General features: G+C 61.4%; 17 protein-coding genes. 2 read left to right on the forward strand and 15 right to left on the reverse strand.

Translation table 11 applies throughout. From position 1 onward, the window contains the following. Positions 1-31: 31 nt before the first annotated feature. From E0H22_RS22895 to E0H22_RS22905, 3 genes are read right to left on the reverse strand one after another with little or no spacing between them, the layout of a single operon-like run. A complete protein-coding gene (locus tag E0H22_RS22895; RefSeq protein WP_283818755.1) occupies positions 32-3,124 on the reverse strand; it encodes an efflux RND transporter permease subunit in 3,093 nt (1,030 codons plus the stop codon). Then, the gene (locus tag E0H22_RS22900; protein ID WP_347340809.1) at positions 3,121-4,203 is read right to left on the reverse strand and encodes an efflux RND transporter periplasmic adaptor subunit; all 1,083 of its coding nucleotides are present in this window, start codon (positions 4,201-4,203) and stop codon (positions 3,121-3,123) included. Before E0H22_RS22900 ends, E0H22_RS22895 begins: the two co-directional genes overlap by 4 nt. Beyond that, on the reverse strand, positions 4,200-5,273 hold the full coding sequence (locus tag E0H22_RS22905; RefSeq protein WP_233023253.1) for an efflux RND transporter periplasmic adaptor subunit: 1,074 nt from the start codon (positions 5,271-5,273) through the stop codon (positions 4,200-4,202). Before E0H22_RS22905 ends, E0H22_RS22900 begins: the two co-directional genes overlap by 4 nt. 100 nt (positions 5,274-5,373) lie before the next feature. Here E0H22_RS22905 and E0H22_RS22910 point away from each other — a divergent pair, with 100 nt between their 5' ends. Both E0H22_RS22910 and E0H22_RS22915 read left to right on the forward strand, forming a co-directional pair. Further along, positions 5,374-6,015: a TetR/AcrR family transcriptional regulator gene (locus tag E0H22_RS22910; RefSeq protein WP_233023254.1), complete on the forward strand. Its 642-nt coding sequence runs from the start codon at positions 5,374-5,376 to the stop codon at positions 6,013-6,015. A 101-nt stretch (positions 6,016-6,116) separates the two neighbouring features. Then, complete coding sequence (locus E0H22_RS22915) at positions 6,117-6,254, forward strand: hypothetical protein (protein WP_347340810.1); 138 nt, start codon at positions 6,117-6,119, stop codon at positions 6,252-6,254. A 149-nt stretch (positions 6,255-6,403) separates the two neighbouring features. On the opposite strand, the gene E0H22_RS22920 is transcribed toward E0H22_RS22915, so the two are convergent. The 12 genes from E0H22_RS22920 to E0H22_RS22975 all read right to left on the reverse strand — a co-directional run bounded on the left by E0H22_RS22920 (position 6,404) and on the right by E0H22_RS22975 (position 23,022). Then, entirely contained in the window at positions 6,404-6,790 is a 387-nt protein-coding gene (locus E0H22_RS22920) for a RidA family protein (protein ID WP_233023255.1), read from the reverse strand. 21 nt (positions 6,791-6,811) lie between these two features. Further along, positions 6,812-9,148 carry an acetamidase/formamidase family protein gene (locus E0H22_RS22925; protein ID WP_233023256.1) on the reverse strand — a complete coding sequence of 779 codons (2,337 nt, stop codon included), beginning with the start codon at positions 9,146-9,148 and terminating at the stop codon, positions 6,812-6,814. A 129-nt stretch (positions 9,149-9,277) separates the two neighbouring features. Then, positions 9,278-10,519, reverse strand: a complete 1,242-nt coding sequence (locus tag E0H22_RS22930; protein WP_233023257.1) for an acetamidase/formamidase family protein — start codon at positions 10,517-10,519, stop codon at positions 9,278-9,280. 43 nt (positions 10,520-10,562) lie between these two features. Continuing rightward, complete coding sequence (locus E0H22_RS22935; protein WP_233023258.1) at positions 10,563-12,173, reverse strand: amino acid ABC transporter permease/ATP-binding protein; 1,611 nt, start codon at positions 12,171-12,173, stop codon at positions 10,563-10,565. Between the two features lie 31 nt (positions 12,174-12,204). Continuing rightward, on the reverse strand, positions 12,205-13,098 hold the full coding sequence (locus E0H22_RS22940) for an ABC transporter substrate-binding protein (RefSeq protein WP_430715181.1): 894 nt from the start codon (positions 13,096-13,098) through the stop codon (positions 12,205-12,207). Positions 13,099-13,405: 307 nt separating this feature from the next. Further along, positions 13,406-16,030 carry an Ig-like domain repeat protein gene (locus E0H22_RS22945; RefSeq protein ID WP_233023259.1) on the reverse strand — a complete coding sequence of 875 codons (2,625 nt, stop codon included), beginning with the start codon at positions 16,028-16,030 and terminating at the stop codon, positions 13,406-13,408. Positions 16,031-16,190: 160 nt separating this feature from the next. Next, positions 16,191-16,976 (reverse strand): SDR family oxidoreductase, encoded by a 786-nt coding sequence (locus tag E0H22_RS22950; protein WP_233023260.1) that lies wholly within the window; start codon positions 16,974-16,976, stop codon positions 16,191-16,193. Next, positions 16,976-17,908, reverse strand: a complete 933-nt coding sequence (locus E0H22_RS22955) for a dihydrodipicolinate synthase family protein (protein ID WP_233023261.1) — start codon at positions 17,906-17,908, stop codon at positions 16,976-16,978. The genes E0H22_RS22950 and E0H22_RS22955 overlap by 1 nt, the downstream gene beginning before the upstream one ends. 18 nt (positions 17,909-17,926) lie before the next feature. After that, positions 17,927-19,369, reverse strand: a complete 1,443-nt coding sequence (locus E0H22_RS22960; protein ID WP_233023262.1) for an FAD-binding oxidoreductase — start codon at positions 19,367-19,369, stop codon at positions 17,927-17,929. A 103-nt stretch (positions 19,370-19,472) separates the two neighbouring features. Beyond that, positions 19,473-21,146 (reverse strand): nickel ABC transporter ATP-binding protein NikE, encoded by a 1,674-nt coding sequence (gene nikE / locus E0H22_RS22965; RefSeq protein ID WP_233026508.1) that lies wholly within the window; start codon positions 21,144-21,146, stop codon positions 19,473-19,475. Further along, positions 21,146-21,994: an ABC transporter permease gene (locus E0H22_RS22970; RefSeq protein ID WP_233023263.1), complete on the reverse strand. Its 849-nt coding sequence runs from the start codon at positions 21,992-21,994 to the stop codon at positions 21,146-21,148. Before E0H22_RS22970 ends, nikE begins: the two co-directional genes overlap by 1 nt. Further along, positions 21,991-23,022 (reverse strand): ABC transporter permease, encoded by a 1,032-nt coding sequence (locus tag E0H22_RS22975; RefSeq protein WP_233023264.1) that lies wholly within the window; start codon positions 23,020-23,022, stop codon positions 21,991-21,993. The genes E0H22_RS22970 and E0H22_RS22975 overlap by 4 nt, the downstream gene beginning before the upstream one ends. Between the last annotated feature and the right edge of the window lie 102 nt (positions 23,023-23,124).

Here is a 23,124-nt window from a genome sequence, read left to right on the forward strand (position 1 = left end):
CCCTGGTCGACAACGAGGCCGTGGCGATCGCTCATGCTACGGGCTCGTTGACGGGCAGCTTGTCGGATTCGTGAGGTACTTCCTCGTCCGGTGCCTTGATCCGAAACCAGGCGACATAGAGCGCGGGCAGAAACAGCAGCGTCAACACCGTGCCGACGATGATGCCACCCATCATCGCGTAGGCCATCGGCCCCCAGAAGATTTCACGCGAGATCGGGATCAGCGCAAGGCTCGCGGCAGCTGCGGTCAACAGGATCGGGCGCATCCGGTGCTCGGTGGCATCGACCACGGCCTCCCAGGGCGGCTGGCCGTCTCTGCGATGCTGTTCGATCTGCACAATCAGGATCACCGAATTTCGGATCAGGATGCCGATCAACGCCAGAATGCCGAGAATGGCGACGAAACCCATCGGGGTCCGGCTCGGCAGCAGCGCTGCGACCACGCCGATCAGAGCCAGCGGCGCCACCGTGAACACCAGGAACAGCCTGCTGAAACTCTGCAGCTGTACCATCAACAGCGTCGCCATCGCGAACAGCATGAGCGGCACCACCGCAATAATAGGCGCCTGCGACTTGCTGCTCTGTTCGACCGCGCCGCCGATATTGACGGCGTAGCCCGGCGGCAGCTTGGCGGAAAACTCGGCGATCGGAGCCTTCAACTGATCGACGATGGTCGCAGCCTGGGTATTGTCGAGAATGCCGGCCGAGAGCGTGACGGTCGGAAGCCGGGAGCGGCGCCAGATCTTCGGCTGTTCGAGTTCGTAGCGGAATTGCGCCACAGCGGCGAGCGGCACCGATTGGCCGCTGCTCGTCGATAGCTGCAGATTGCGTAGCGTCTCGATCGAGCCGCGCTCGGCGGCATTGGCACGGCCAAGCACATCGACGAGGTAGATATCGTCGCGCACCTGCGTCACCGACGATCCGTCCACAATGGCGTTGAGCGTGGTTGCAATCGACTCCGACGTCACGCCGAGCTGACGCGCCTTGTCCTGCAGGACATCGACCTTGACCACCCGCGCCGGCTCCATCCAGTCGAACACCACATTCGACAGATGCGAATTGCCCGACACGATACCTGCCAGCTGCTGGGCGTAATCGCGGACCTTGCCGATATCCGGTCCGGACATTCGATATTGGACCGGCCGCCCGACCGGTGGACCGATATCGAGCAATTTAACAAACGCATCGGTGCCCGGAAACGTCTTGGTGAGATAGGCCTGCAATTTCGGCTTCAGACGATCGCGAGCTTCGACGCTCTTGGTGACGATGATCATCTGTCCGAACGTCACGTCGCTGGGCTGCACATCGAACGACAACAGGAAACGTGGTGCGCCCTGACCGACATAGGTCGACCAATGGTCGATATCGTCGTTGCCCTTGAGCGCCTCCCTCTCGAACTGCGCCATCTGCGTGTTGGTCTCGGCGATCGAGCTGTTCTGCGGCAGGTTCCAGTCGACCACCAGCTCCGTGCGGTCCGACGACGGAAAGAACTGTTGCTGCACATAGCTCATGCCGACGATCGACAGCGCGAAGGCGGCCACCGTCAGACCGATGGTGAGCCAGCGGTGCCGCATGCAGAATAACAACGTCCGCCCGAACGCCGCGGCAAAGCGCCCCTTTTTCTCATGGTGGCTCTTCATGGTTTTCGGCAGCAGCGCGACGCCGAGCAAAGGCGTGAACAGCACCGCGACGATCCACGACACGATCAGCGACACCGCGATCACGACGAACAGCGTAAAGGTGAACTCTCCGGCCGCGCTGTTGTTCAAGCCGACCGGAATGAAGCTGGCGACGGTGACCAGTGTCCCGGTCAACATCGGGAACGCCGTGGAAGTGTAGACATAGCTCGCGGCCTTCTCGAGCTTGTCGCCGACCTCGAGCCGCGCGACCATCATCTCGACCGCAATCATGGCATCGTCGACCAGCAGGCCGAGCGCGATGATCAAGGCGCCTAGCGAGATACGCTGCAGCGAGATACCGGAATAGGACATCACCACGAAGGTGATGGCGAGCACCAGCGGAATCGAGACCGCCACGACGAGACCGGCCCGCATCCCGAGGCTGATGAAGCTGATCGCCAGCACGATAGCGATGGCCTCGAACAGAGCGTGCGTGAAGCCCGAGACCGCCTCATCGACGATCTGCGGCTGATCAGAAACCAGATGGATCTCGGCACCGACCGGAAGATCGCCGGCGATGCGCGCCATCTCCATCTTCAGCGCCTCGCCGAAATCGAGCAGATTGGCACCCGCCTTCATGCCGATGGTCAAGCCGATCGCGGGCTCGCCCTTGAACCGGAACAGCGACGTCGGCGGATCGGAATAGCCGCGGCGGACGGTGGCGACATCAGTCAGCGGAAAGAACCGGTCATTGACGCGCAGGTTTATCGCCTTGAGGCTGTCTTCCGAGGTGAACTGGCCGCCGACCCGGACCAGGATTCGTTCCGGCCCGGCCTGCAGCACACCGGACGGCGTGATCGCATTCTGGGCCTGCAGCGACGAGATGACCGCCTGCTGGTCGATACCGAGCGCGGCAATCTTGCTGGTCGAGAATTCGAGATAGATGACTTCGTTCTGCGCACCGACGATATCAACGCGGCCCACATTCGGAACCTGCAAAACCTTGGCGCGCACCTCTTCGACGCGATCGCGCAACTGGCGCTGCGTCAGACCATCGCTCGTGAACGCGTAGATGTTGCCATAAACATCGCCGAAGCGGTCATTGAATCCGGGACCAATCACGCCGCTCGGAAAATCCTGCTTGATGTCGGCGATCATATTGCGGACGCGGAGCCAGGTCGGCACCACGTCGCGTGCTTTGGTGTCGTCGCGCAGGTTGACGAAGATGGTAGTCTCGCCGGGCACCGTCAGACTCTTGGTGTAGTCGAGCGACTCCAGTTCCTCGAGCTTCTTCTCGATCCGCTCGGTGACCTGTTTGGTGACTTCCTCCGCGGAAGCACCCGGCCATTTAGCCTGGATCACCATGGTTTTGATCGTGAAAGCGGGATCTTCCTCGCGGCCAAGGTGAAGGTAGGCGAACAACCCCGTCACCATGAATGCGATCATGAAGTACCAGACCAGTGCACGGTGATGCAGGGCCCAGTCTGAGAGATTGAAAGGCTTCACGCGTCTTCCTTTTCCAGCCGGACTTTCTGGCCTTCCTTGAGATGATGCACCCCCGCCGTGACGACGCGCATGCCGTCATCGATACCGCTGGTGACCGTCACGGAGCCGTCCTCATTCGCAACGACCACGACATCGCGCGCCGTGACCGACTTGCTGCCGGGATCGACGATCCAGACCCGCGACTTGCCGTCCTGCGTGAGGATGGCGGCGGCCGGCAGCCTGAAACCGTGCCGGGAGTTACCGGGGATGTAGGTCGTGACCGTGGATCCCAGTCGAAACGTGTCGGGCGGCGAGTCGAGCGTGACCCGCACCCGGCTCAGGCGGGTCTGCGAATCGAATTGCGGGCCGATCTCGCGAACCTTGCCTTCGACGCGCGTTTTCGGATCGATTTGCAAACTGACGGTCAGCGGCATTCCGACTTCAAGCCTGCTTGCCAGTTCGACCGCGATATCGATAACCGCCTCGCGCACATCGGGCCGAGCCACGGTCACCACGGTTTGCCCCGGCGCAACGATCTGGCCAACCTGCGCGCCAACGGCCGCGACGACGCCGGCATAATCGGCAATACTCTTAGTGTAAGTGAGCTGTTCGCGCGCCTTGGCCAGATCGGCTTGGGCGCGGACGACGCCGGCTTGGGCGGATGCATAGCTTTGTTCGGCGGAATCGAGGGTCGCCTGGGTGTTAGCTCCGGTTTCGATCAGTGTGCGCTGCCGGGTCACCGTGCCGGTCGCATTCAACAGCGACCCCTGCGCTGTCGTCAGCGCGCCCTGTAGCGACCGCACCGCCATTTCAGCCGCAGTCGCATCGATCGCCGCCAACAGCTGGCCTTTGGTGACGCTATCCCCGACATTGACCGGCCGCGCGACCAACCGGCCAAGAACGCGGAATCCGTAATCGGTCTGATACCTTGGCTGGACCGTTCCGACGACGCCGATGGTGGCCGCGCCCAGGGGCGAGACAACCATCGAGAGGACCGGCCGAACCGGTTCGGGCGCGGCTGCTTTCTCGCCGCATCCCGCGAGCAATCCAGCCATGAGAAGTGCAACGGCAGTTCTGCCGGCGGTGACGGCGCGTGTCATAGCTCGATCCCCGCATAGGTGACGATGGCGCCCGGCCGCAGCATTTTTCCGCTCGAGATGACGATGCGCTCGCCAATGGTGAGCCCGTGCGAGACAACGAAAGAGTCGGTTTCGTAACTCTCGACCACGATATCGCGCAGCGACACGGCATGGGTTTTCGAATCGATGACCCAGACCGCCGGGCCGGCGGCCGACGATGTCATGGCTGCCGATGGCAGAATGATCTTGTCGGTCGACCTGGTGATCCCCTCACCTACGACCGCGCTGCCGAGGGTCATTTCCTTCGGGACATTCAGAATTTCCATCTTGACTTTGACGGTGCCGCTTTTCGGATCCACCGTGGGCGAAATCTCCCGAGGCCGGGCGCGCGCCGTTATCTTTGGATTCGACACGAGCGAGACCTGAATACTGTCGCCGTCCAGCTTCTGCAGGAAGATCGCTTCATAGACATCGAACACGGCGTCGCGCGCACCATCCTCAGCAAGCGTGTAGGACGACTGGGACGATTGGGACACTTGCCCGACCTCGACGTTACGGGCTGTGATGATACCCGAGGCACTTGCGCGCAGCGTGGTGTAGCCAAGCGCGTCGGTCGCCGTCCCCAACTGGGCCTTCGACGCTTCCAGCCCGCCTTGAGCAGCGTTCAACGCCTGCTGCGCCTGATCGTAGGACACGCGCGTGGTGAAACCGCTGGTCATCAGTGTTTTCTGACGCTCGAAATTTGCCATCGCGACGCGCAGCTGGGCTTCGGACGATGTCACGGCAGCTTTCGCGCTCTCAACGTCGGCCAGTTGTTCGGTCGGATCGATCTTCGCCAGGATGTCGCCCGCATTGACATGGGCGCCCACATCGACGAAGCGCTCGGTCACCCGACCGGTCACCTGAAAAGCGAGATCGCTGGTGACGCGCGCCTCGACCTCCCCACTGAGCCTGATCGATGTCTGGCGGGGCTGCAGGCGAACGATCTCGGAGTTCACCAAGATTGGCGCGCGCGCCACATCCGGCGCGCGCTCGCACCCGACCAGCAGAACCAACAGCAACAACGGCGTGATCTTGAAACAAAATTTCATCTAAGGCACTCAGTGAGCGATCACTCACTATATTTGACTAACCCGAAAGTCAATAGCATTCTTCACGCGAACCGTTTAAGGTCCGCCTATGACTTCCGACATGAAGAAGCGCGCCCGCCGCAAAGCGGAGCGGCCAACCGAGATCCTTGACGCGGCTTTCGAGGAATTCGTCAAAACCGGCTATTCGGCGACACGTCTGGAGGACGTCGCCAGACGCGCGGGCGTCACCAAAGGCACGATCTATTTCTATTTCGAGACCAAAGAGCGCGTCTTTCAGGAGATGATGCGGCACAAGTCGCAAGACCTGTTACCTGACCTTGATCGTCTCGCCAGTCAGCTCGAGGGATCTTACGCGGAACGTTTTCGCAAGCTTGTGGTGTTCTTTTTCGGGAGGATCGCAGAAGATCGTGCGGAGCGCGAGACGCTTAGGCTCCTGATTGCGGAAGGTTCGCGCTTTCCTGATATGGTGGACAAGTACTACGAAGAATTCGTGCAGCCGGTCATCGATCATTTCAAACGCATCATCGAGGCCGGCGTCACCGCCGGAGAATTCCGGGCGGCACCAGCAAACTCGTTTGCGGAATTGGTCGCCAGTCCGGCGCTGTTGTTGAGCATCTGGACCATGCTGTTCGGAACGCGGCGCCAACTCGATATCACCGCTTTCACGGAAGCGAGCATCGATCTACTCATGAAGGGTATCGAAAACCCTCGTCGCGATATCCGTCCAGCCACTCGCCACTGACGCTGCATGATCGGAGGTTCTTGTCTCGGGTCACTCCAGCTATGACTTCCCGCGCGACGCGAAAGCGCGGCGGCCGATCCGGCCGTTTACGGATCGATTTCATGGCAACCGAGGGGCCGCCGATAGCAATGGAGTACATGATCCCCGACGGTTTTGGCTTCGGCGGCGTCAACGCCAGCGCACTATTCCGAAGCTGGACAGATCAGATCGACAGGACCACGGGAGCGGCCCGCGGCTAAGCCTCAGCAATCCATCATCCGGCACGAAAGAGGAGCTGCCCCATGAACAAGAACAGCCTGCTTGGAATCTATGATTCCGCGCGCGCCAGCATGACCGCGACTGTGCGGAAAGCGATCGAAAGAGGCGATACGCCCGGAAAACAATGACTTTATGTTGGCCGCCTGCAAACCAGATCAATTTCGATCAACGCATCGTAAGCGAGGCCGGTGACACCGACGCAAGTTCGCGCCGGAAGGCGATCAGGCGGGAAATAGCTGCGATAGGTGTCGTTCATCGCGGCATAATCATCCTTGAAGCGCGTCAGATAGATGCGCGACATCACGATATGCTCGAAACCCAGATCTAGCCCCTTCAGCACCACAAGCAGATTGTCCATCACAGCGCGGGTCTGCGCCTCGATGCCATCGGGCAGGACACCCGGCGTCGCCGGCGTATCGGGCATCTGGCCGGTGACGAAAACAAAACCGTCGGTCTCGACCGCATGGCTGAACGGCGCAACCGGCTTCGGTCCGCCGGATATCATATGAAACAGCAACGACGTCTCCTCGTCTGATATCTAGTTATTCGGTGCGGCGTCGAATACGCGCTTGCTGAGAATGGCATGGACGCCCCAATTGCCGTCCACCACCTGCGTGACGCCGAAATCTACCGCCACCGACATCAAAGCAATTGCCTCGTCCTCGCTGAGACCTTTGACGTTCATGAGGAAACGCCGCATCTTGCGAAATGCATCCTTCATGGCGAGATCGAGCGACGACGTCGCATAGACCTCGCTCTGCCCTTTTGCGCCGAATTCGGCGAGATAGTTGGGATGACTGAAGCCCATCAGCACCCAGTCGCTCCCGGTCTCGATCAAGGGGTAGCTGAGATCGGCGAAAGGCTGGTTGATAAGGTCGTTCTTCTTATGCAGGATCACCTGGAAGGTGCCGGTCATCGAACATTCGATGGCGGTGCCGCCGAGTTCACCGTCGCCCTGCGCCGCATGGGGATCGCCCACCGAGAGTAGCGCGCCGGGCACCGACACCGGCAAATACACCGTCGATCCCTTGCCAAGCCGCCAATTGTCGAGATTCCCGCCGAAGTAAGCGGGCGGGACGGAATCGACGAGATCGGCCTCACGCGGCGCAAGCGCGATGACGCCGAAATGCGGCCGCAGCGGAATCCGGATGCCGTCGAGCACATCATGGCGTCGCCGCACCGAAGACGGCGGGATCGGAATGCCCGGATAGTCATAGGTTGTATGCAGCGTCCCGAACGGATCGGTCTGCGGTTGCCAACGATAGGAATACAGCGCCCGTGCATGCGGTTCATCGGCATTATTGACGATCTCATAGATCGTCACCGCTTCATGCGCGTTTTGCTCGGCGAGGAACTCCTTGTAATGATAACCCCACCATGCCGCGACACTGCTGCCGAATACGCGTCCTTCAAAATCAGGATTGCGGCTCGGGCGCGGCACAATGTCGAGGATGCGGATCTCGAGCACATCGCCGGGCTGTGCGTCCTTCACCGCGACCGGCCCCGTGCAGATATGCACGCCAAACCCCTCCCCTGCGCCACGACCGTAAATCGAAGCATCGAGTGGCCCGGCGCCACGACGATCGACATTCTTCTGATCGCGCGTCCAGTGAAACACGCTCTCAGCGCCGGCGTCGCCCTTAATCATGCGCTCAGGATCATCCGAAGCGTGCTGGGTAAGCGTCTCGATGGTGATGGTATCGCCGGAACCGATCTCGATCTGCGGCGGCAGGGAACGGCTGAAGTAGCCCCAATGCACACGCGATGCGTCCGCCGTCAGTTGATGATGGCGCGGCACCCCCTCGATCTGGGCGCGCTCGATCGCGGAACGCGTCGCAATCTGCCCGGCCGTCGCGGCATGCTGACTACGCAACTGCGCCAACGCCTGCTGCGGCCAGCCCCGCTGCCCGGCTGCTGTCGCTGAAGGGCTCTGTCGCTCGGCCTCGTGCTGACGGAACTCGCGCGGCGACAGACCAAAACGCTGGCGGAAAGCGCGACTGAAATGTGCGGAGTCGTTGAAGCCGGCGCGGAACGCGATCTCAGAGATCGAATGATCCGCCTCCGCCGGATTTGACAGATCCGCCCAGGTCCGTTGCAGTCGCCTTTCGCGGAGATAGTTGGTAAAACTGCTGCCGGTGCCCTCGAACAGTTTCTGTAGATAGCGTTCGGAAATGCCTTCGACACTTGCGATTTTTGCCGGCGTCAGATCGGGATCGTCGAGCCGCCGCTCAATCGTCTGGCACAGGCGATGCAGCGTCGCCGCCTTGGTTGCGCTGCCACTGCCGAGTTCGCTTGTGACCTCATTCTGAGGGCGCAAGAAGGTCGGCAGCAGATCGGAAAGGCTGTGTGCGAGTGCAGCCCATTCCAGATTCGATAACGTTTCGAGATCGCGCGCAGCCAATTCCATCATCCGCGCGAACACGTCACTCAAGCCGCCGGGCGCCATAACGCGCACCTCGTCATCTGGCGCCGCACGGCGGCCATATAGCGGTTCTGACGTTACCGACAGCAGCACCGCGCGCATTTCCCGTTGAAATGAGACGCTCCAGTCTCCCTTACGCGGCAGCAGCAACAAGTGCCCGGCCGCCACGATCTGGTGGCCGACCGCGGTCTTCAGCGCGACACCATCCTCAATGGGAAGCAGCACCAGCGGATGATCGGCCGCAACCTCACTCCATGACGATACCGCTTGCGGTCCGGCCGAGAGTCTGGCCAATGTCACGCCCTGACAACTGCGGCGTGCCGCGGTGGCGTGGCCAGCATGCGTGGCGGTCACCGCCGTCGGCTGCAGGCCGACCGACGCCAGAACGTCCCGCCAGGCTTCGGGACGGTCACCCTCGGAGTAGGATTCACTGGTAAACGGACGGAGGCTCATGCATCGACCTTCATAGCCGAAGCGAAGCAACCTCCGTGCCATCCCGAAGGATACCGCGCCCTGCCCGGCCAGATGCCCGATCATGCCTTTTCCGCGGCCACGCGTTGAAAGCGATGTGCCGTCATATGCTTAGTCGCAGCGAAACACGTTCTTGCGGATCGTCCCATGCACGCCCCAATTGGCATCCACCACCTGAGTCACGCCGAAATCAGCCCCCACCGACATCAGTGAGATCGCCTCGTCCTCGCTCAGCTTGTGGACGGTCATCAGGAAGCGCCTGAGCTTGCGGAAGGCGTCGCGCATAGCGCGGTCGAGACTGGAATGATTGGCAATTTCGACTTGGGCATTGGCGCCGAGTTCAGCGAGATAGTTCGGATAGGTGAAACCATAGACCGACCACGCATCCGGCGTTTCCAGCATCGGATGGGTCAACCCCTCGAGCTTTGTTCCACCGAGATCGCGATGCTTGTGCAAGATAAATTCGAAATCGCCGGTGAGCGAGGTCTCGATCGCAGTGCCGCCCAGCTCGCTGTCCCCCTGGGCGGCGTGCGGATCGCCCACGGAGAAGAACGCGCCGGGCACCGCGACGGGATAGAACATCGTGGCGCCCTTGCCGACGCGCCAGTCGTCGATATTACCGCCGGTATAGCTCGGCGGAATTGACGACACGAAATCTTCCTCGGATGGAGCAAGCCCCATGGTCCCGAAATGCAACCGCGCCGGCACGCGGACATTGGAGAGAATGTTCTCGCGCTTGACGATGGTCGCGTGATCAACTCGCACGCCGGGATAATCGATGGTCGGATGCACGATGCCGTCAGGATCTGTTTGCGGCGTCCAGACATAGTTGTAGACCGCCCGGGCGAACGGTTCGCCCGATGTATCCAGCTCGAAGATCGTCACAACCTCGCGCGGCTTCGGCTCTTCGATCAAATCGTGGTAGTGAAACCCCCAATTGGCAGCAATATTCGAACCGAAACATTTGCCGGCATGGCAGGCCTTGCAGGCTGGCCTCGGCCGCACATCCAGAATGCGCACTTCCAGCACATCGCCGGGCTCCGCGCCCTCGATCGCCACGGGCCCGGTGAGCAGATGCACCCCAACGCCCTCGCCAGCGCCGCGGATAAACGGACCTTCTGCTGGTCCCGAACCGCGCCGCGCCACAGCCTTATGCTCGCGCGTCCATTTGAACACACTTTCGGCGCCGGGGTCGCCTTCGATCATGCGCTCATAGTCGTCATTGGCATGATGTGTCAGCGTCTCGATCGTAGCACGGTCGCCGGACTTTAGCGTCAACGCCGGCGCGACCACTTTGCTGAAATAGCCCCAGTGCACGGTTTTCGGCGACACCGGAAGAAGATGATGTTTCATGCAAAGGTCCTCACGCAGGTCGACATGGATTGGCAAGTTCTCATCATGAAGCTTCGGCCTCCATCGCGTTCAGAAAACGCTGTGCCACCGGGTTACGGGGATTGCGCAGCACGTCACTGGTCGGCCCTTCCTCGATGATTGAACCTCCGGCCAACAGCACTACGCGGTCGGCGACTTCGCTGGCAAAACGTAGCTGATGGGTGGAGATGATCATGGTGAGCCCGTCCTCCACCGCGAGGCGGCGGATGACTTCGAGCACCTCATTGACAAGCTCGGGATCGAGTGCCGAGGTCGGCTCATCGAGCAGAAGCACACTCGGATTTGGCGCGATGGCGCGGGCGATGGCAACGCGCTGCTGCTGGCCCCCGGACAGATGCCGCGGTAGCGCATCGGCGCGATGGCTGAGACCGACACGCGCGAGCAGTTCCAATGCCCGGTGATCGGCATCGCTGCGCGAGATACCATGCACCCAGCGCAACGGCCCCGCGATGTTCTCCTTGGCCGTGAGATGGCCGAACAGATTGAATTGCTGGAACACCATGCCGACGCCGACCTCGGCGCGCGCCTGGGCCAGCAGGCGTGGCGACAATGCCTTGCCATGCTCGTTGAAGCCAAGCTGGCGGCCGCCGACCTTGATGCTGCCGCCGTTCCACAGTTCGAGATTATTGATGCAGCGGAGCAGCGTGCTCTTGCCAGAGCCGGAGGGGCCAAGCAGCGCAATCACTTCGCCGATCCGTACCGTGAGATCGACGCCGTCAAGCACGATCTGTTTATCATAGCTCTTGCGCAGCGCTGCAATATCCACGGCCACATTGTTGCGCGCGAGCATCTCGGCGCGCTTGACCCGATCAATCCGGTCGCCATGCGGACGCGGCGGCGGCAAGCTGGCGGCATCTGCATCAGGCGTGACATTCAGAGGTACCGCTGCGGTCGCGGTCAGCGGATCGGCCACTCCTTGAGCGCTATACCGCGGCATCACCCGCACGAACGGGATCGGCCTTGACTTGCGGTCGAGGTCAAACAACCATTCGAGAAAGAGCTGAATACATGCAATCGCTGCGGTGAGAACCAGATAGATCAGGCCAGACGCGAAGAAGATCGAGAAGAAATCGAAGGTCGCCGACGCCATCTGCGTCGAGCGTAACGTCAGCTCCTGTACTGCGATCACCGAGGCCAGTGACGAATTCTTCAGCGCGCTGACGGTCTCGTTGCCGAAGGCGGGAATCATCGACCGGATCGCCTGCGGCGCGATAATCCGGCGCATCAGCACGCTCGGTGTCATGCCGAGAGCCTGCCCCGCGGAGACTTGCCCGCGATCCACTCCGAGCACGCCGGAACGCAACATCTCGGCAATGAAGGGCGCTTCGTTGCAGGCAAGCGCCAGGCCGGCAGCAAGAATGGCGGGTAGCTTGATGCCGATCTGCGGCAAGGCGTTATAGGCAAACACCATCTGCAAGATCAGCGGCGTACCACGGAAGATCACGGTGTAGACCCGGGCAAAGGATGCCAGCAGCTTGAAGCGGCTGAGCTGCATCCATGCCAGGATCACGCCAAGGACCAGGCCACCGAGCAGACCGAGGGCGGTGACCTGCAAGGTCGCCACGATGCCCTCGATCATATACGGCATGGTCAGATAGTGGAGGAACAGCTCCATGGAGCGGGTCGTCCTTCCCTGAGCGCTGCCCTTACTTGACGATCAGCAAACCGGGCTCAATCAGATTGTTCGGATCGAGATTCCACTTCTTCAGCAGCGCAAGCTGATCACCCGACTTGTGGATCTCGACCATCGCCGCATGCACGGCATCGCGGAATTTCGGCTTGTCCTTGGGCACGCCGATCCCGACCTGATAGGGAATCGTCACCGCGATTGCCTTTTCCAGCTTGTCCGGATAGGCCTTCACAGCATTGTCGACGGTGTTGACGTCGTTGATGTAGGTGTCGGCACGGCCGGCGAGGATCGCCTGAATGCAGTTGGCATTGTTGTCATAGAGCTGGATGGCCGGCTCCGGCTTGCCGAGCTTCTTGCATTCCGGCCCCAGCGCCTGGATCAACGGCACTTCCACATAGCCGGTGTTTTCGGCGGCCGTTGCGCCACAGAGCGATGTATCGATGCCGGTGATCTTCTTCGGATTGCCCTTGGCGACCAGCACACCATCGAACACCTTGGAATAGGTGATGAAATCGGCGGCCTTGGCGCGCTCCTCGGTGGCATAGATGTCGGAGATCACAATGTCGGCCTGCCCGCTCTGGAGCGTGGTCAGCAGTGCCGCGAAAGCCACGGCCTTGTAGGTCAGCTTAAAACCGAGACATTCGCCGATCATCTCGCCGAGATCGATATCGAAGCCGATATATTTGCTCGGATCCTTGGGGTCGATGGACTCGTAGCCGGGTGTATGCGGATTGATCGCATTGACCAGCGTCTTGCCCTTCCAGTCCGGATATTTCACCTGCAGAGCGGCACAGGCCGCAGGCGCAGCTGCCTTGGCATCGGTGGACGCACCAATACCTACCACCAGCAACGTTCCCAGCGCCGCGACATGCATCAATCTGTGAATGCGCGGAAAAGATAATGTGAGCATTCGATCCCTCCTTCGACGTTGTCATGGCCGAAGCCACGGTCCAAACCTCGAAGAAGCTAGCGGCGGTCAGCGCCGGAATACTTGTCTGGGAGCGCACAATAAATTGGATGAAGGGGTGCCAGACTTTGGGCAAGACACGCTTAGATTATGAGCATCGCCTTCGCGCAGCGAAGAAAGAGGCGGCGTCACAATCACTTGCGTCGAACCAAGCCAGCAATTGGTGTGAATGGAAGCGCAATGGCGCTCCACTCAGGAGAAGAATGCGAACTCTCATGCGATTGAAATTGGTATATGAAGCTTAGCTGCTTCAAAACGGAACCGATGCGCGTCCGCGGAACGTCCAGATCTGCACGTTGCTGCCGATGCCGCCGAGTTCGGCGCCGAGAGCGACAGTGGCCTCGTTGCCGAGACGCGCCGCCACACCTCCGGTGACGCGTGCGGACCAGCCATCGAGCAGCGGGACGGAGGCGAGCGGTACGGCACTGGCCAGCGCCGAGGCGGCGGCATCATCGCCGGTGAAGTAGTAATCCGCATAGAACCCGGCATAGGGCGCCAGCATCACGGCGGCTCCGGTGAGCCAGGGATAGCTGAGCTTCATGCCGGCCGAGGCGCGTCCGGTGAAGAACGTGCGATCCGCCTGCAGCGTGCCGAGGGAATCCGTATAGGCGTTCTCCCGCTCCCACAGGGCATAGAGTTTCGCTGAAGGTTCGATATCGAAACCATGGGTGCTGTAGTTGCCGGTCAGCCCGCTCGATATCATCCAGCGCTGGCCGCTGAAGCTGCCTGTAGCCGTGCCTGCGGTGCCGTCATAGCCGATCCCAGAATAGGCCGCGGCCGCATCGAAGCGCAGTCCCGGCGCGAACCGCCAGCCGAGATACGAGCCCAGCGTCCAGCCGTCGCCTTTAAGGTGTCCGTTCAGCGCATCGGAGCGGTAGTCGAAGGTCTCGTAGCCGCCGAACGCGCCGACCAGAAAGGTGGGCGAGATTCTGCGCGTCAGGCCCAGCAGCGCATTGATCTGGCTGCCATACAGAACGGGGGCCGATGTCGACGATCCCCAGCGATCGATGCCGCTGCCTTTGACATCCGCCCACAACAGCCAGTCCTTCGGCGCAACATAGCGAGGCGCAGACGCCTTGACGGGCATCGCATTGCGATTGATGGCGGCGAAAGCATCGTCGACCCGGGAGGTGCCCTGCGACGGTTGCGGCTGCGCATGGCTGCTGGCCGACGCGTCGGTGCCCGCGGTTGCGGCCTGCGGCTGGTCGGGATCGGCGGAGAAGTTGAAACGGATGCTGCTTCCGCTCGGCGAGATCAGGCTGCCACCGTCGTTGAAGCCTTCGGAGATCGCGGTGTCGATCGCGCCTGCAATGGCTGCGCCGGAGTTTTGCGCCACGGTCTTGGTTGCGATGATCTGTAGGGCTCGCAGTTTCAGACTATCCTGCGGCGTGCTCACCGCCTGCAACAGTGCCGCCGAGGTGCTGGCCTTGAACGCGTCATTGCCGGCATAGGTCGCGGTGATGGTATGAGTGCCAGCCGTCAGCGCCGAGGTGGTCAGGCTGGCGACTCCGCCCGCCAAAGTCGCGCTGCCGATCGCGATGCCGCCATCGTCGAACCTCACCGTGCCGGTCGGCGTGTCGCCTCCGCCTGTCACGGTTGCCGTGAACGTCACCGCCTGTCCCGGCGTGCTCGGATTGGCAGATGAGACGAGGACCGTCGATGTCGTCGCCTGGTTGACGGCCTGGCTCAGCGCCGATGACGTGCTGGATGCATTGTTGGCATCGCCGCCATAGATCGCCGTGATCGCATGCGTTCCGGATGGCAGTGCCGATGTGGTCAACGTCGCCAGTCCGCTACTGAGGGTGCCGGTGCCCAGCGTCGCCGCGCCGTCCATGAACGTGACCGTGCCTGTGGGCGTGCCGCTCGTGCCAGTCACGGTTGCGGTGAAGGTGACGGCCTGTCCCGGCGTGCTGGGATTGGCAGACGAGACGAGGACAGTCGCCGTCGCCGTCTGGTTGACAGCCTGGTTCAGCACCGATGACGTATTGGACATGTTGTTGGTATCGCCGCCATAGACGGCCGTGATCGCATGCGTTCCGGACGTCAGCGCCGATGTGGTGAACGTCGCCAGTCCGCCACTGAGGGTACCTGTGCCCAGCGTCGTCGTGCCGTCCTGGAATGTCACCGTGCCGGTAGGCAATGCGCCCGACACTGTGGCGGTGAAGGTGACGGCCTGTCCCGGAAGGCTCGGGTTGGGCGACGCAACCAACGTAACATTGCTGTTCGCCCTGGCGACAATGATGTCCTGGGTCACCTGACTCGCGGCCGCGACAGTGGTTCCGTTGCCGGCCTGATCGGCGGCCACGGTGCAGGTGCCTGCGCTCACCATGGTGACAATGCCGCCGAAAACCGTGCACACGCCCGTGGTCAGCGAGGAATAGGTCACCGCCAGGCCGCTGCTTGACGAGGCCAGCGGACTGACCGCAAACGAGCCGCCGCTGACAAAGGATCGTCCCGCCTGGGCGCCGAATGTGATGGTCTGGCTGACCGGTCCGACCGTATAGTTATTTGAAGCGGCGGTGCCGACGCCGGCTTCGCTGCCAACGTTTGTCACCCCGGACAATGCCAGAAAGACTTGGTTGTTTGCGAGCGTTGCACTCGAGCTTGCGGTGAGGATGACCGTGTAGGTGATGTTATCTGTCGTGCCGAGATCGGATAAAGTCGCAGCCGAGAGCCACATGTCACCAATGGAAAAGCCGGTCACCGCTTCAGAGAAAACGACGGTCACGGTCGCCGTCTGGCCATGGGCCAGTTGATCTGGGGCGACGGTAATGGTCGCTGTCGGGGGCGTCGCATGGGCTGACGTCGAAACGGTAAGACATGCGAATACGACAAATGCGGCCAGCCTGATGCTGCCAATGATGCGACCGATCACGTAAACCCCAGCATTTGTATGACGTACCCCGGTAGGGGTTGATCGCATACATATCGGGACGCGTCGAGCGCAAATAAATGCGCGCCGATCTAAGCGATGTCCGACCGTTGTAAACGCGGATGGGCGAGCCGGCTGCAGCAGCGTGCAACCGTTAGGCTGTCTAGACGCTACGGATCAGGCCGCCATCTACGCGGATCATGGTGCCCGTGACGTAAGACGCACGTTCACTCGCTAGAAAAGCAACCATGTCGGCGAATTCCTGCGGGCGGCCATAACGCCCCGCCGGAATGGTTGCCATCGACGCTTTCGCAACGGCATCAATGCTGCTGCCCGTGCGGTCTGCCGCCGCCTTGTCGATCTGGTCGACACGTTCGGTATGGATACGACCGGGCAGTGCCATATTGACGGTGATACCCTCCCCAGCCACTTCGGTAGCAAGTGTCTTCGACCAACCGGCAACCGCTGCGCGAATGCCATTGGAGAGCGCCAATCGCGGGATTGGCTGTTCGACGCCTGTCGATCCGATAGTGATAATCCGTCCCCAGCCGCGTTGCTGCATTGCCGGCAGCAAACGCTGCACGAGATGGAAAAGGTTGGCAGCCATGGTTTCGAACTCGCGCAGCCAGTCATCGCGCACAGCATCTTTGGCCTCGCGCTGCGGCGGACCGCCGGAGTTGCCGATCACAATATCGACCCCGGATTTTGTCAGTAGACGATCGACAAGGGCATCTACCGAAGCGAGATCGCTGACATCGACACGCATGGGCGTGACCCGCTGCTGCTGATCAGACGGCAAGTCAGCCGTCCAGGCTGCGATATCTTCCATATTGCGTGCCGCCGCGATGACGCTGGCACCTTCCTGCACCAGGGTCCGCGCCACGGCAGCGCCGAGGCCACGACTTGCACCAAGGACGAGCGCTGTCTTTCCGACCAATCCGAGTTCCATCAGCCAATTTCCTTCAGGCGGCGCGTCTGGCGTGAAATCAGCCGCTCGACATCGACAATATCGGCCGCCGACAACGCAGCACCAGGTTTACGCAGCACTGGGGACGCGATCGCGCCGCGCTTGGCCAGAATGTATTTTCTGATGGCAAGGCCGGGGCCCGGCTGTTGCTCGTAACGCGCAAGCGGCAGATAGGCGTCGAACAGATCGTGAGCGCGCTCGATCTTGCCCGCCGCATGCGCGCGCCAGACATCGACCATCATCTCCGGATAAGCGAATCCAGTCATCGCGCCGTCGGCGCCACGCGTCAGCTCTTCCGGCAGAAACACGCCGCCATTGCCTACCAGCACCGAAATGCGACGTGCAGCGCCCTTGTCGCTGGCGGCCCGGATCGCAGCAAGCTTGGCGAGACCCGGCCAATCCTCATGTTTGAGCATGACCATATTCGGCAACCGCCCGACAATTTTCAGGATCACCGCAGGCGTGATCTGAACGCCCGTAGACAGCGGGAAGTCCTGCAACACCAGCGGCGTCGCAGCGCCGATCGCTTCGGCAACCATATCATAATAGGCAACGATCTGATCGTCCGTCCGCAGCATGCCGGGAGGCGCCACCATCACGCCGGCAGCGCCGTCATCCATCACCGCCTTGCTTAATTCGCCCATGGCGGCAAACCCCGGCCCCGAGACCCCGACGACGATCGGAACACGACCGGCTGTCCGTGCGAGCACCCGGCGCACGAGAGTGCGGGATTCCTCTGCCGTCAGCTTGGGAGCCTCGCCCATCATCCCGAGCAGCGTCAGGCCGGTCGCACCCTTCTCGAGATAGAACTCGACCATACGATCTGCACTGTCGAGGTCGAGCGCACCATTTTCGGTGAATGGCGTAACGGCGATCACATAGACGCCGCGTGCCGTCTCATCCAATAACATCATCCAACATTCCTGATATGTTTACGCGGGCAGCAGCTTGCCGGGATTCATCAGCCCGTCCGGATCGAGCAGTTGTTTCAGCGCCCGCATCAATTCGAGTTCGAGCGGCGCCTTGCAGACGGTCATTTCATCGACGCGGAGTTGACCGATGCCATGCTCCGCGCTGATCGATCCGTGACGTCGGCAGGTCTCGTCATGAACGATGCGCGTCAGCACGGCGGACTGAGCAACGAATTCGGCGTCGTTCATGGCGAGCGGGCGCATCAGATTGTAGTGCAGATTGCCGTCGCCGAGATGACCGAACACCATCGGTCGTATACCGGGCAACGCTGCGGCAACCGCCAGATCGGCGGCAGCGACGAAATCGGCGATCTCTGCCACCGGCACGGAAATATCATGTTTGATCGCCTTGCCCTCGCGCACCAGCGCTTGCGATACGCTCTCGCGCAATCGCCACATGGCATTGGCCTGAGCCCTGTCCTGAGCGATCACCGCATCCGCAACGAGAGCTTCCTCCATGGCAGTGCCCAGCGCGCGCTCCAGTCGCTTCGACAGCGCCATTTCATCATCGATATCGCTGAGTTCGATCAGCACACCCGCTGGCGGCAGCTGTGCGAACGGTATACGGACATCCGCGATCTGTCGCTGGATCATGGCCAGCGTCTCGCCGGTCAAGAACTCAAATGCCGTCAGGCGATCGCCGCAATGGACCCGGATCACGCCCAATAGCCGCAATGCCGACGTGGCATCGACGACTGCAGCAAATGCCGTGGCGCGCGCTGTCGGTCGCGGAAACAGCTTGAGCACGGCGCCGGTAATGATCCCGAGCGTCCCCTCCGATCCGATAAAGAGATCGCGCAGCGCGTAACCGGTATTGTCCTTGCGCAGCGCCTTCATCCCGTTCCAGATCCGGCCGTCCGGCAAAACCGCTTCGACGCCCAGAGTGAGCTCGCGCATCACGCCGTAACGTAAAACGGCCACACCGCCTGCATTGGCAGCGAGGTTTCCGCCGATGGTGCAACTACCTTCGGCACCGAGGCTGAGTGGAAAGAAGAAGCCGGCCTCCTCCGCCGCCTCCTGAACCTTGGCGAGCACGACACCTGCATCGACCGCAATTGTCTGGCCGATCGGATCTAGCGCGCGAATTCTATTCATCCGCTGTAGCGACAGCACCACCGCCCGCCCCGAAGCGTCGGGTGTCGCTCCGCCAGACATGCTGGTATTGCCACCCTGTGGCACGACGGGCACCCGCGCGGCAGCGCAGGCTGCCATGACGTCAGCGACCTCCTGCGTCGTTCCGGGGCGCACAACCGCGGCCGCTTCGCCGCGATACTTGCCCAGCCAGTCACCAAGAAACGGAGCCTGCCCAACAGGCTCCGTCAGGACATTCGCAGCGCCGACGATGTCCTTGAGCGTGTCGATCAGCTCGCTGCCTGTACCCACAGTCACGTCCCTTTTGTCCATCGGTTCAATCGCGACGGACCCTAATATCCAAACAGCGGACCGGATAATACCAAGTTATCCAGCGCCTATAATGGGGTGTTATAGGTACGTCACCGAGACCGCATCATGCCGAAACAAGCGACCGCGGCGCTTCGATGTGAGGCACTGCAGCGACCAGCGCACGCGTATAGTCCGTCTGAGGATCGGTGAACAATGCGTGGCTCGCGCCTTGCTCGACAATCTCGCCATTACGCAACACGATCGTGCGCTGACACATCATACGGACGACGTTGAGGTCATGGCTGACAAACAGGAAGGAGAGATTGTCCTCGCGCCGCAGCCGGTCGAGCAATTGCAGCACGACCGCCTGAACTGACACATCGAGCGCGGCGGTCGGCTCGTCCAGCACCAGCAGTTTCGGCCGGCAGGCGATCGCGCGGGCAATGCCGATACGTGCTTTCTGCCCGCCGGAAAGCTGGTGCGGAAAGCGCTGCAGCAGTTCGGCCGGCAAGCCGACCCGGTACGCGCATTCGCCGACCCGCTGGCGCAATTCGGCACCGTCGCGCATGCCAAGCAGCCGGATGAGCGGATGCGCTATGCAATCGAACGCCGTATAGCGCGGATTGAGACTATCGTTAGGGTCCTGGAATACGATCTGAATCTCGCGCCGTTGCGGCGCGCGATGGAAATCGCGGGCCGAAATCCTGCTGATGGATTCGCCGTTGAAATTGATGATGCCCTCGCTCGGATCGAGCAAGCGGCAGATCATCCGCGACGTCGTACTCTTTCCCGAACCGGATTCGCCGACCAGCCCGACGCTTTCGCCAGGCTTGATGACCATCGAGAAATCCGCAATCCCGACGGTACCGTCATCGAAGCGTTTCACGAGCTTCAACACTTCGAGCAGCGGCGGCGTGCCAGGAGCGGATGCCGGCTGCGGCGGCACGGGCGCCATGGGGGTCGAGAGCTTCTCGTCGGCGGTGACGAGATCCTCGACCCGCGAAGTCGCGGTCGGCGATGCAGCGACCAGGCGCCTTGTGTAGGGATGCTGTGGCGCGTGGAATAATGTGAGCGCATCGGCCTGCTCGACCAGTTTGCCTTTCTCCATCACCACCACGCGGCGACAATAGCGCGCAGCAAGCCCGAGATCGTGCGTGATCAGGATAATCGCCATGCCACGTTGTGAGGCGATGCCGGCAAGCAGGTCCATCACGACCTTTTGCGTGGTGACATCGAGGCCAGTGGTGGGTTCATCGGCAATCAATAGCGCCGGGCTACTTGAGATCGCCATCGCGATCATCACACGCTGGCACATGCCACCGGAGAGTTCGTGCGGATAAGCGCTCATGCGCCTTTCCGGGTCTCTGATCTTGACAGCCTTGAGCAGTTCGAGCGCCTCGGCGCGCGCTTCGCTGGCAGAGATCTTACGATGCGCCAGGATGGCATCGGCAATCTGCTGGCCGATGGCACGGATCGGGTTCAGCGCGCCGCGCGGATTCTGGAAGATCATCGCCATCGCCGAACCGTGCATCTCGCGCAGGCCTGCCGCGGTGAGCCGGGTAATGTCGCGGCCACGGAAGGTGACGCGCCCTTGCGAAATCCGGCCGGCTCTTTCCAGCAGACGGGTGATGGCAAAGCCCGTCACTGACTTGCCGGATCCGCTTTCGCCGACGATACCGAGGGTCTCGCCTTCGGCAAGCGACAACGAAATGCCACGCACCGCCTCGACGGGGCCGTGACGAGTGGAAAAGGTAACGCCGAGATCGTCGATATCCAGCAACGGCTTATTCGTCATCATCACGTACGCTGTCTCGGATCGAGGATATCGCGCAGCCCGTCGCCGAGCAGATTGAAGCAGAGCACGGCGAGCATCAGCGCAAGGCCGGGATAGGCGACCAGCCACCATTTGCCAGTGGAGATAAAGCGTGCGCCTTCGGCAACCATGATGCCCCATTCCGGCGTCGGCGGCTTGACGCCTAGACCGATGAACGACAGGCCTGCCGCGTTGATGATCGCCCAGCCAAGATTGAGCGACATCTGCACCACCATCGCAGGCAGAACATTGGGGAGCAGGAAGCGCAGCACAACGGAGACGTGGCTGTCGCCGCATGCACGTGCGGCCTCGACCCAGCCGATGTTACGTCGAACATTCACCTCGGCGCGCGCGAAGCGAATATAGAACGGTAGATTGATGATAGCAGTGGCGATCACGATGTTCTCGACCCGGTTGCCGAGCGCAGCGACCATTGCCATGGCGAGAACGAACAGCGGGAATGCCATCAGCACATCGACGAAGCGCCCGACGAAGCGATCAAGCCTGCCGCCGACATAACCGCATAACGCACCGACCACGGCGCCGATGGCGAAGGAAATCCCCACCGCCGAGACTGCGATGGCAAGATCGAGTTGCGCAGCGACGATAATCCGGCTGAATACGTCGCGTCCTAGCTGGTCGGTGCCGGCCCAATGCGCAGCGCTCGGCGGCATCAGGGCGTTCTGGACATTCGATGCAATGGGATCATATGGCACGATCCACGGCCCGAATATGCCGAGAAAAATCAACACCGCGGCGCCGAAGGCGGCAAGGCCGGTGACCGGGTTGCCACGCAGGATGAAGGCGGCGTGCTGAAGTGTAGCGCTGCTCATCCGATCGAGATCCTGGGGTCAGCAATGCCGTAGAGCACGTCTACGACCAGATTGACGATGACGAAGACCGAGGCCATCAGCAGCACAAACCCCTGCACGGGCGCATAGTCGGACGACAGCAAGGCATCGAGCGCATAAGAGGCGACTCCCGGCCAGGAGAAGACCTTTTCCACCAGCACATTGGCGCCGAGCATGGTCGAAAACACGATGCCGGCAATGGTGATGACGGGCAGGATGGCGTTGCGCAGCGCATAAGTAACGATAATACGCCACCACGACAGGCCGACCGAACGCGCGGTGCGGACGAAATCGCTCCCGAGCGAGGCCAGCATCGAGGCGCGCGTGATCCGCGCGAGCGGCGCGATGACGAACAGCGCCATCGTGCAAGCCGGCAAGATCAACTGCTTGAATGCCGCCCACCAGCCGTCCCAATCGCCAGCGCTTGCAAAGTCAATCAGCAGGAAACCGGTATGTGCCGGCGGCAATGTGGTGAAGATATCGACGCGCCCAGTGGGATCGGGCGAAACACCAAGAAGATAGTAGAAGATGTAGATCAGCAGCAAACCCGACACGAAAGTCGGCACGCAAACTCCCAGCGCACAGAACAGTCGGACACCATGGTCTATCAGCGATCCGGGTCGTAGCGCTGCGATGACACCGAGTGGAACCGCAAAAATGAGCGCCAGAACGAGAGCCGAGAAGGTTAGTTCGAGTGAGGCAGGTAGGCGCTCACGTAGATCCTTGGTGACCGCCTGGCCCGTCATCAGCGAACGACCGAGATTGCCACGGCCGACATCATACAGATACAGCGCAAGCTGGGTTGGCACCGGTTTGTCGAGACCCATCTGCTTGCGGATCGTCTCGATTTCCTCTTTGCCAGAGTTGGGGCCGGACGCGAAAAACACTGCCGGATCTCCCGGTAGCACCCGCATCAGCAGGAAAGTCAGAACAAGCACGCCAAACAGCGCGGGCAACGACGAAGCAAAACGCACAATGGCGCGCCTTGCGGTCGAGACCAGCAACGTCATATCAGAGTCCCATAAATACGATGGCTGCCATGACAGTCACGACCACAGCCGCTATGCTTCCAAAGATGAAACGCTGCGATGCAGCGTCTCATTGCGCAGATG

This window comes from Rhodopseudomonas boonkerdii, from assembly GCF_021184025.1.
Taxonomy (GTDB): Bacteria; Pseudomonadota; Alphaproteobacteria; order Rhizobiales; family Xanthobacteraceae; genus Tardiphaga; species Tardiphaga boonkerdii.

Excerpts from the sequence above, each read along its gene's own strand:
- E0H22_RS22900 (WP_347340809.1), bottom strand. The coding sequence starts at position 4,203 with ATGACACGCGCCGTCACCGCCGGCAGAACTGCCGTTGCACTTCTCATG.
- E0H22_RS22905 (WP_233023253.1), bottom strand. The coding sequence starts at position 5,273 with ATGAAATTTTGTTTCAAGATCACGCCGTTGTTGCTGTTGGTTCTGCTG.
- E0H22_RS22910 (WP_233023254.1), top strand. The coding sequence starts at position 5,374 with ATGAAGAAGCGCGCCCGCCGCAAAGCGGAGCGGCCAACCGAGATCCTT.
- E0H22_RS22915 (WP_347340810.1), top strand. The coding sequence starts at position 6,117 with ATGGCAACCGAGGGGCCGCCGATAGCAATGGAGTACATGATCCCCGAC.
- E0H22_RS22925 (WP_233023256.1), bottom strand. The coding sequence starts at position 9,148 with ATGAGCCTCCGTCCGTTTACCAGTGAATCCTACTCCGAGGGTGACCGT.
- E0H22_RS22930 (WP_233023257.1), bottom strand. The coding sequence starts at position 10,519 with ATGAAACATCATCTTCTTCCGGTGTCGCCGAAAACCGTGCACTGGGGC.
- E0H22_RS22935 (WP_233023258.1), bottom strand. The coding sequence starts at position 12,173 with ATGGAGCTGTTCCTCCACTATCTGACCATGCCGTATATGATCGAGGGC.
- E0H22_RS22940 (WP_430715181.1), bottom strand. The coding sequence starts at position 13,098 with ATGCTCACATTATCTTTTCCGCGCATTCACAGATTGATGCATGTCGCG.
- E0H22_RS22950 (WP_233023260.1), bottom strand. The coding sequence starts at position 16,976 with ATGGAACTCGGATTGGTCGGAAAGACAGCGCTCGTCCTTGGTGCAAGT.
- E0H22_RS22955 (WP_233023261.1), bottom strand. The coding sequence starts at position 17,908 with ATGATGTTATTGGATGAGACGGCACGCGGCGTCTATGTGATCGCCGTT.
- E0H22_RS22960 (WP_233023262.1), bottom strand. The coding sequence starts at position 19,369 with ATGGACAAAAGGGACGTGACTGTGGGTACAGGCAGCGAGCTGATCGAC.
- nikE (WP_233026508.1), bottom strand. The coding sequence starts at position 21,146 with ATGATGACGAATAAGCCGTTGCTGGATATCGACGATCTCGGCGTTACC.
- E0H22_RS22970 (WP_233023263.1), bottom strand. The coding sequence starts at position 21,994 with ATGAGCAGCGCTACACTTCAGCACGCCGCCTTCATCCTGCGTGGCAAC.
- E0H22_RS22975 (WP_233023264.1), bottom strand. The coding sequence starts at position 23,022 with ATGACGTTGCTGGTCTCGACCGCAAGGCGCGCCATTGTGCGTTTTGCT.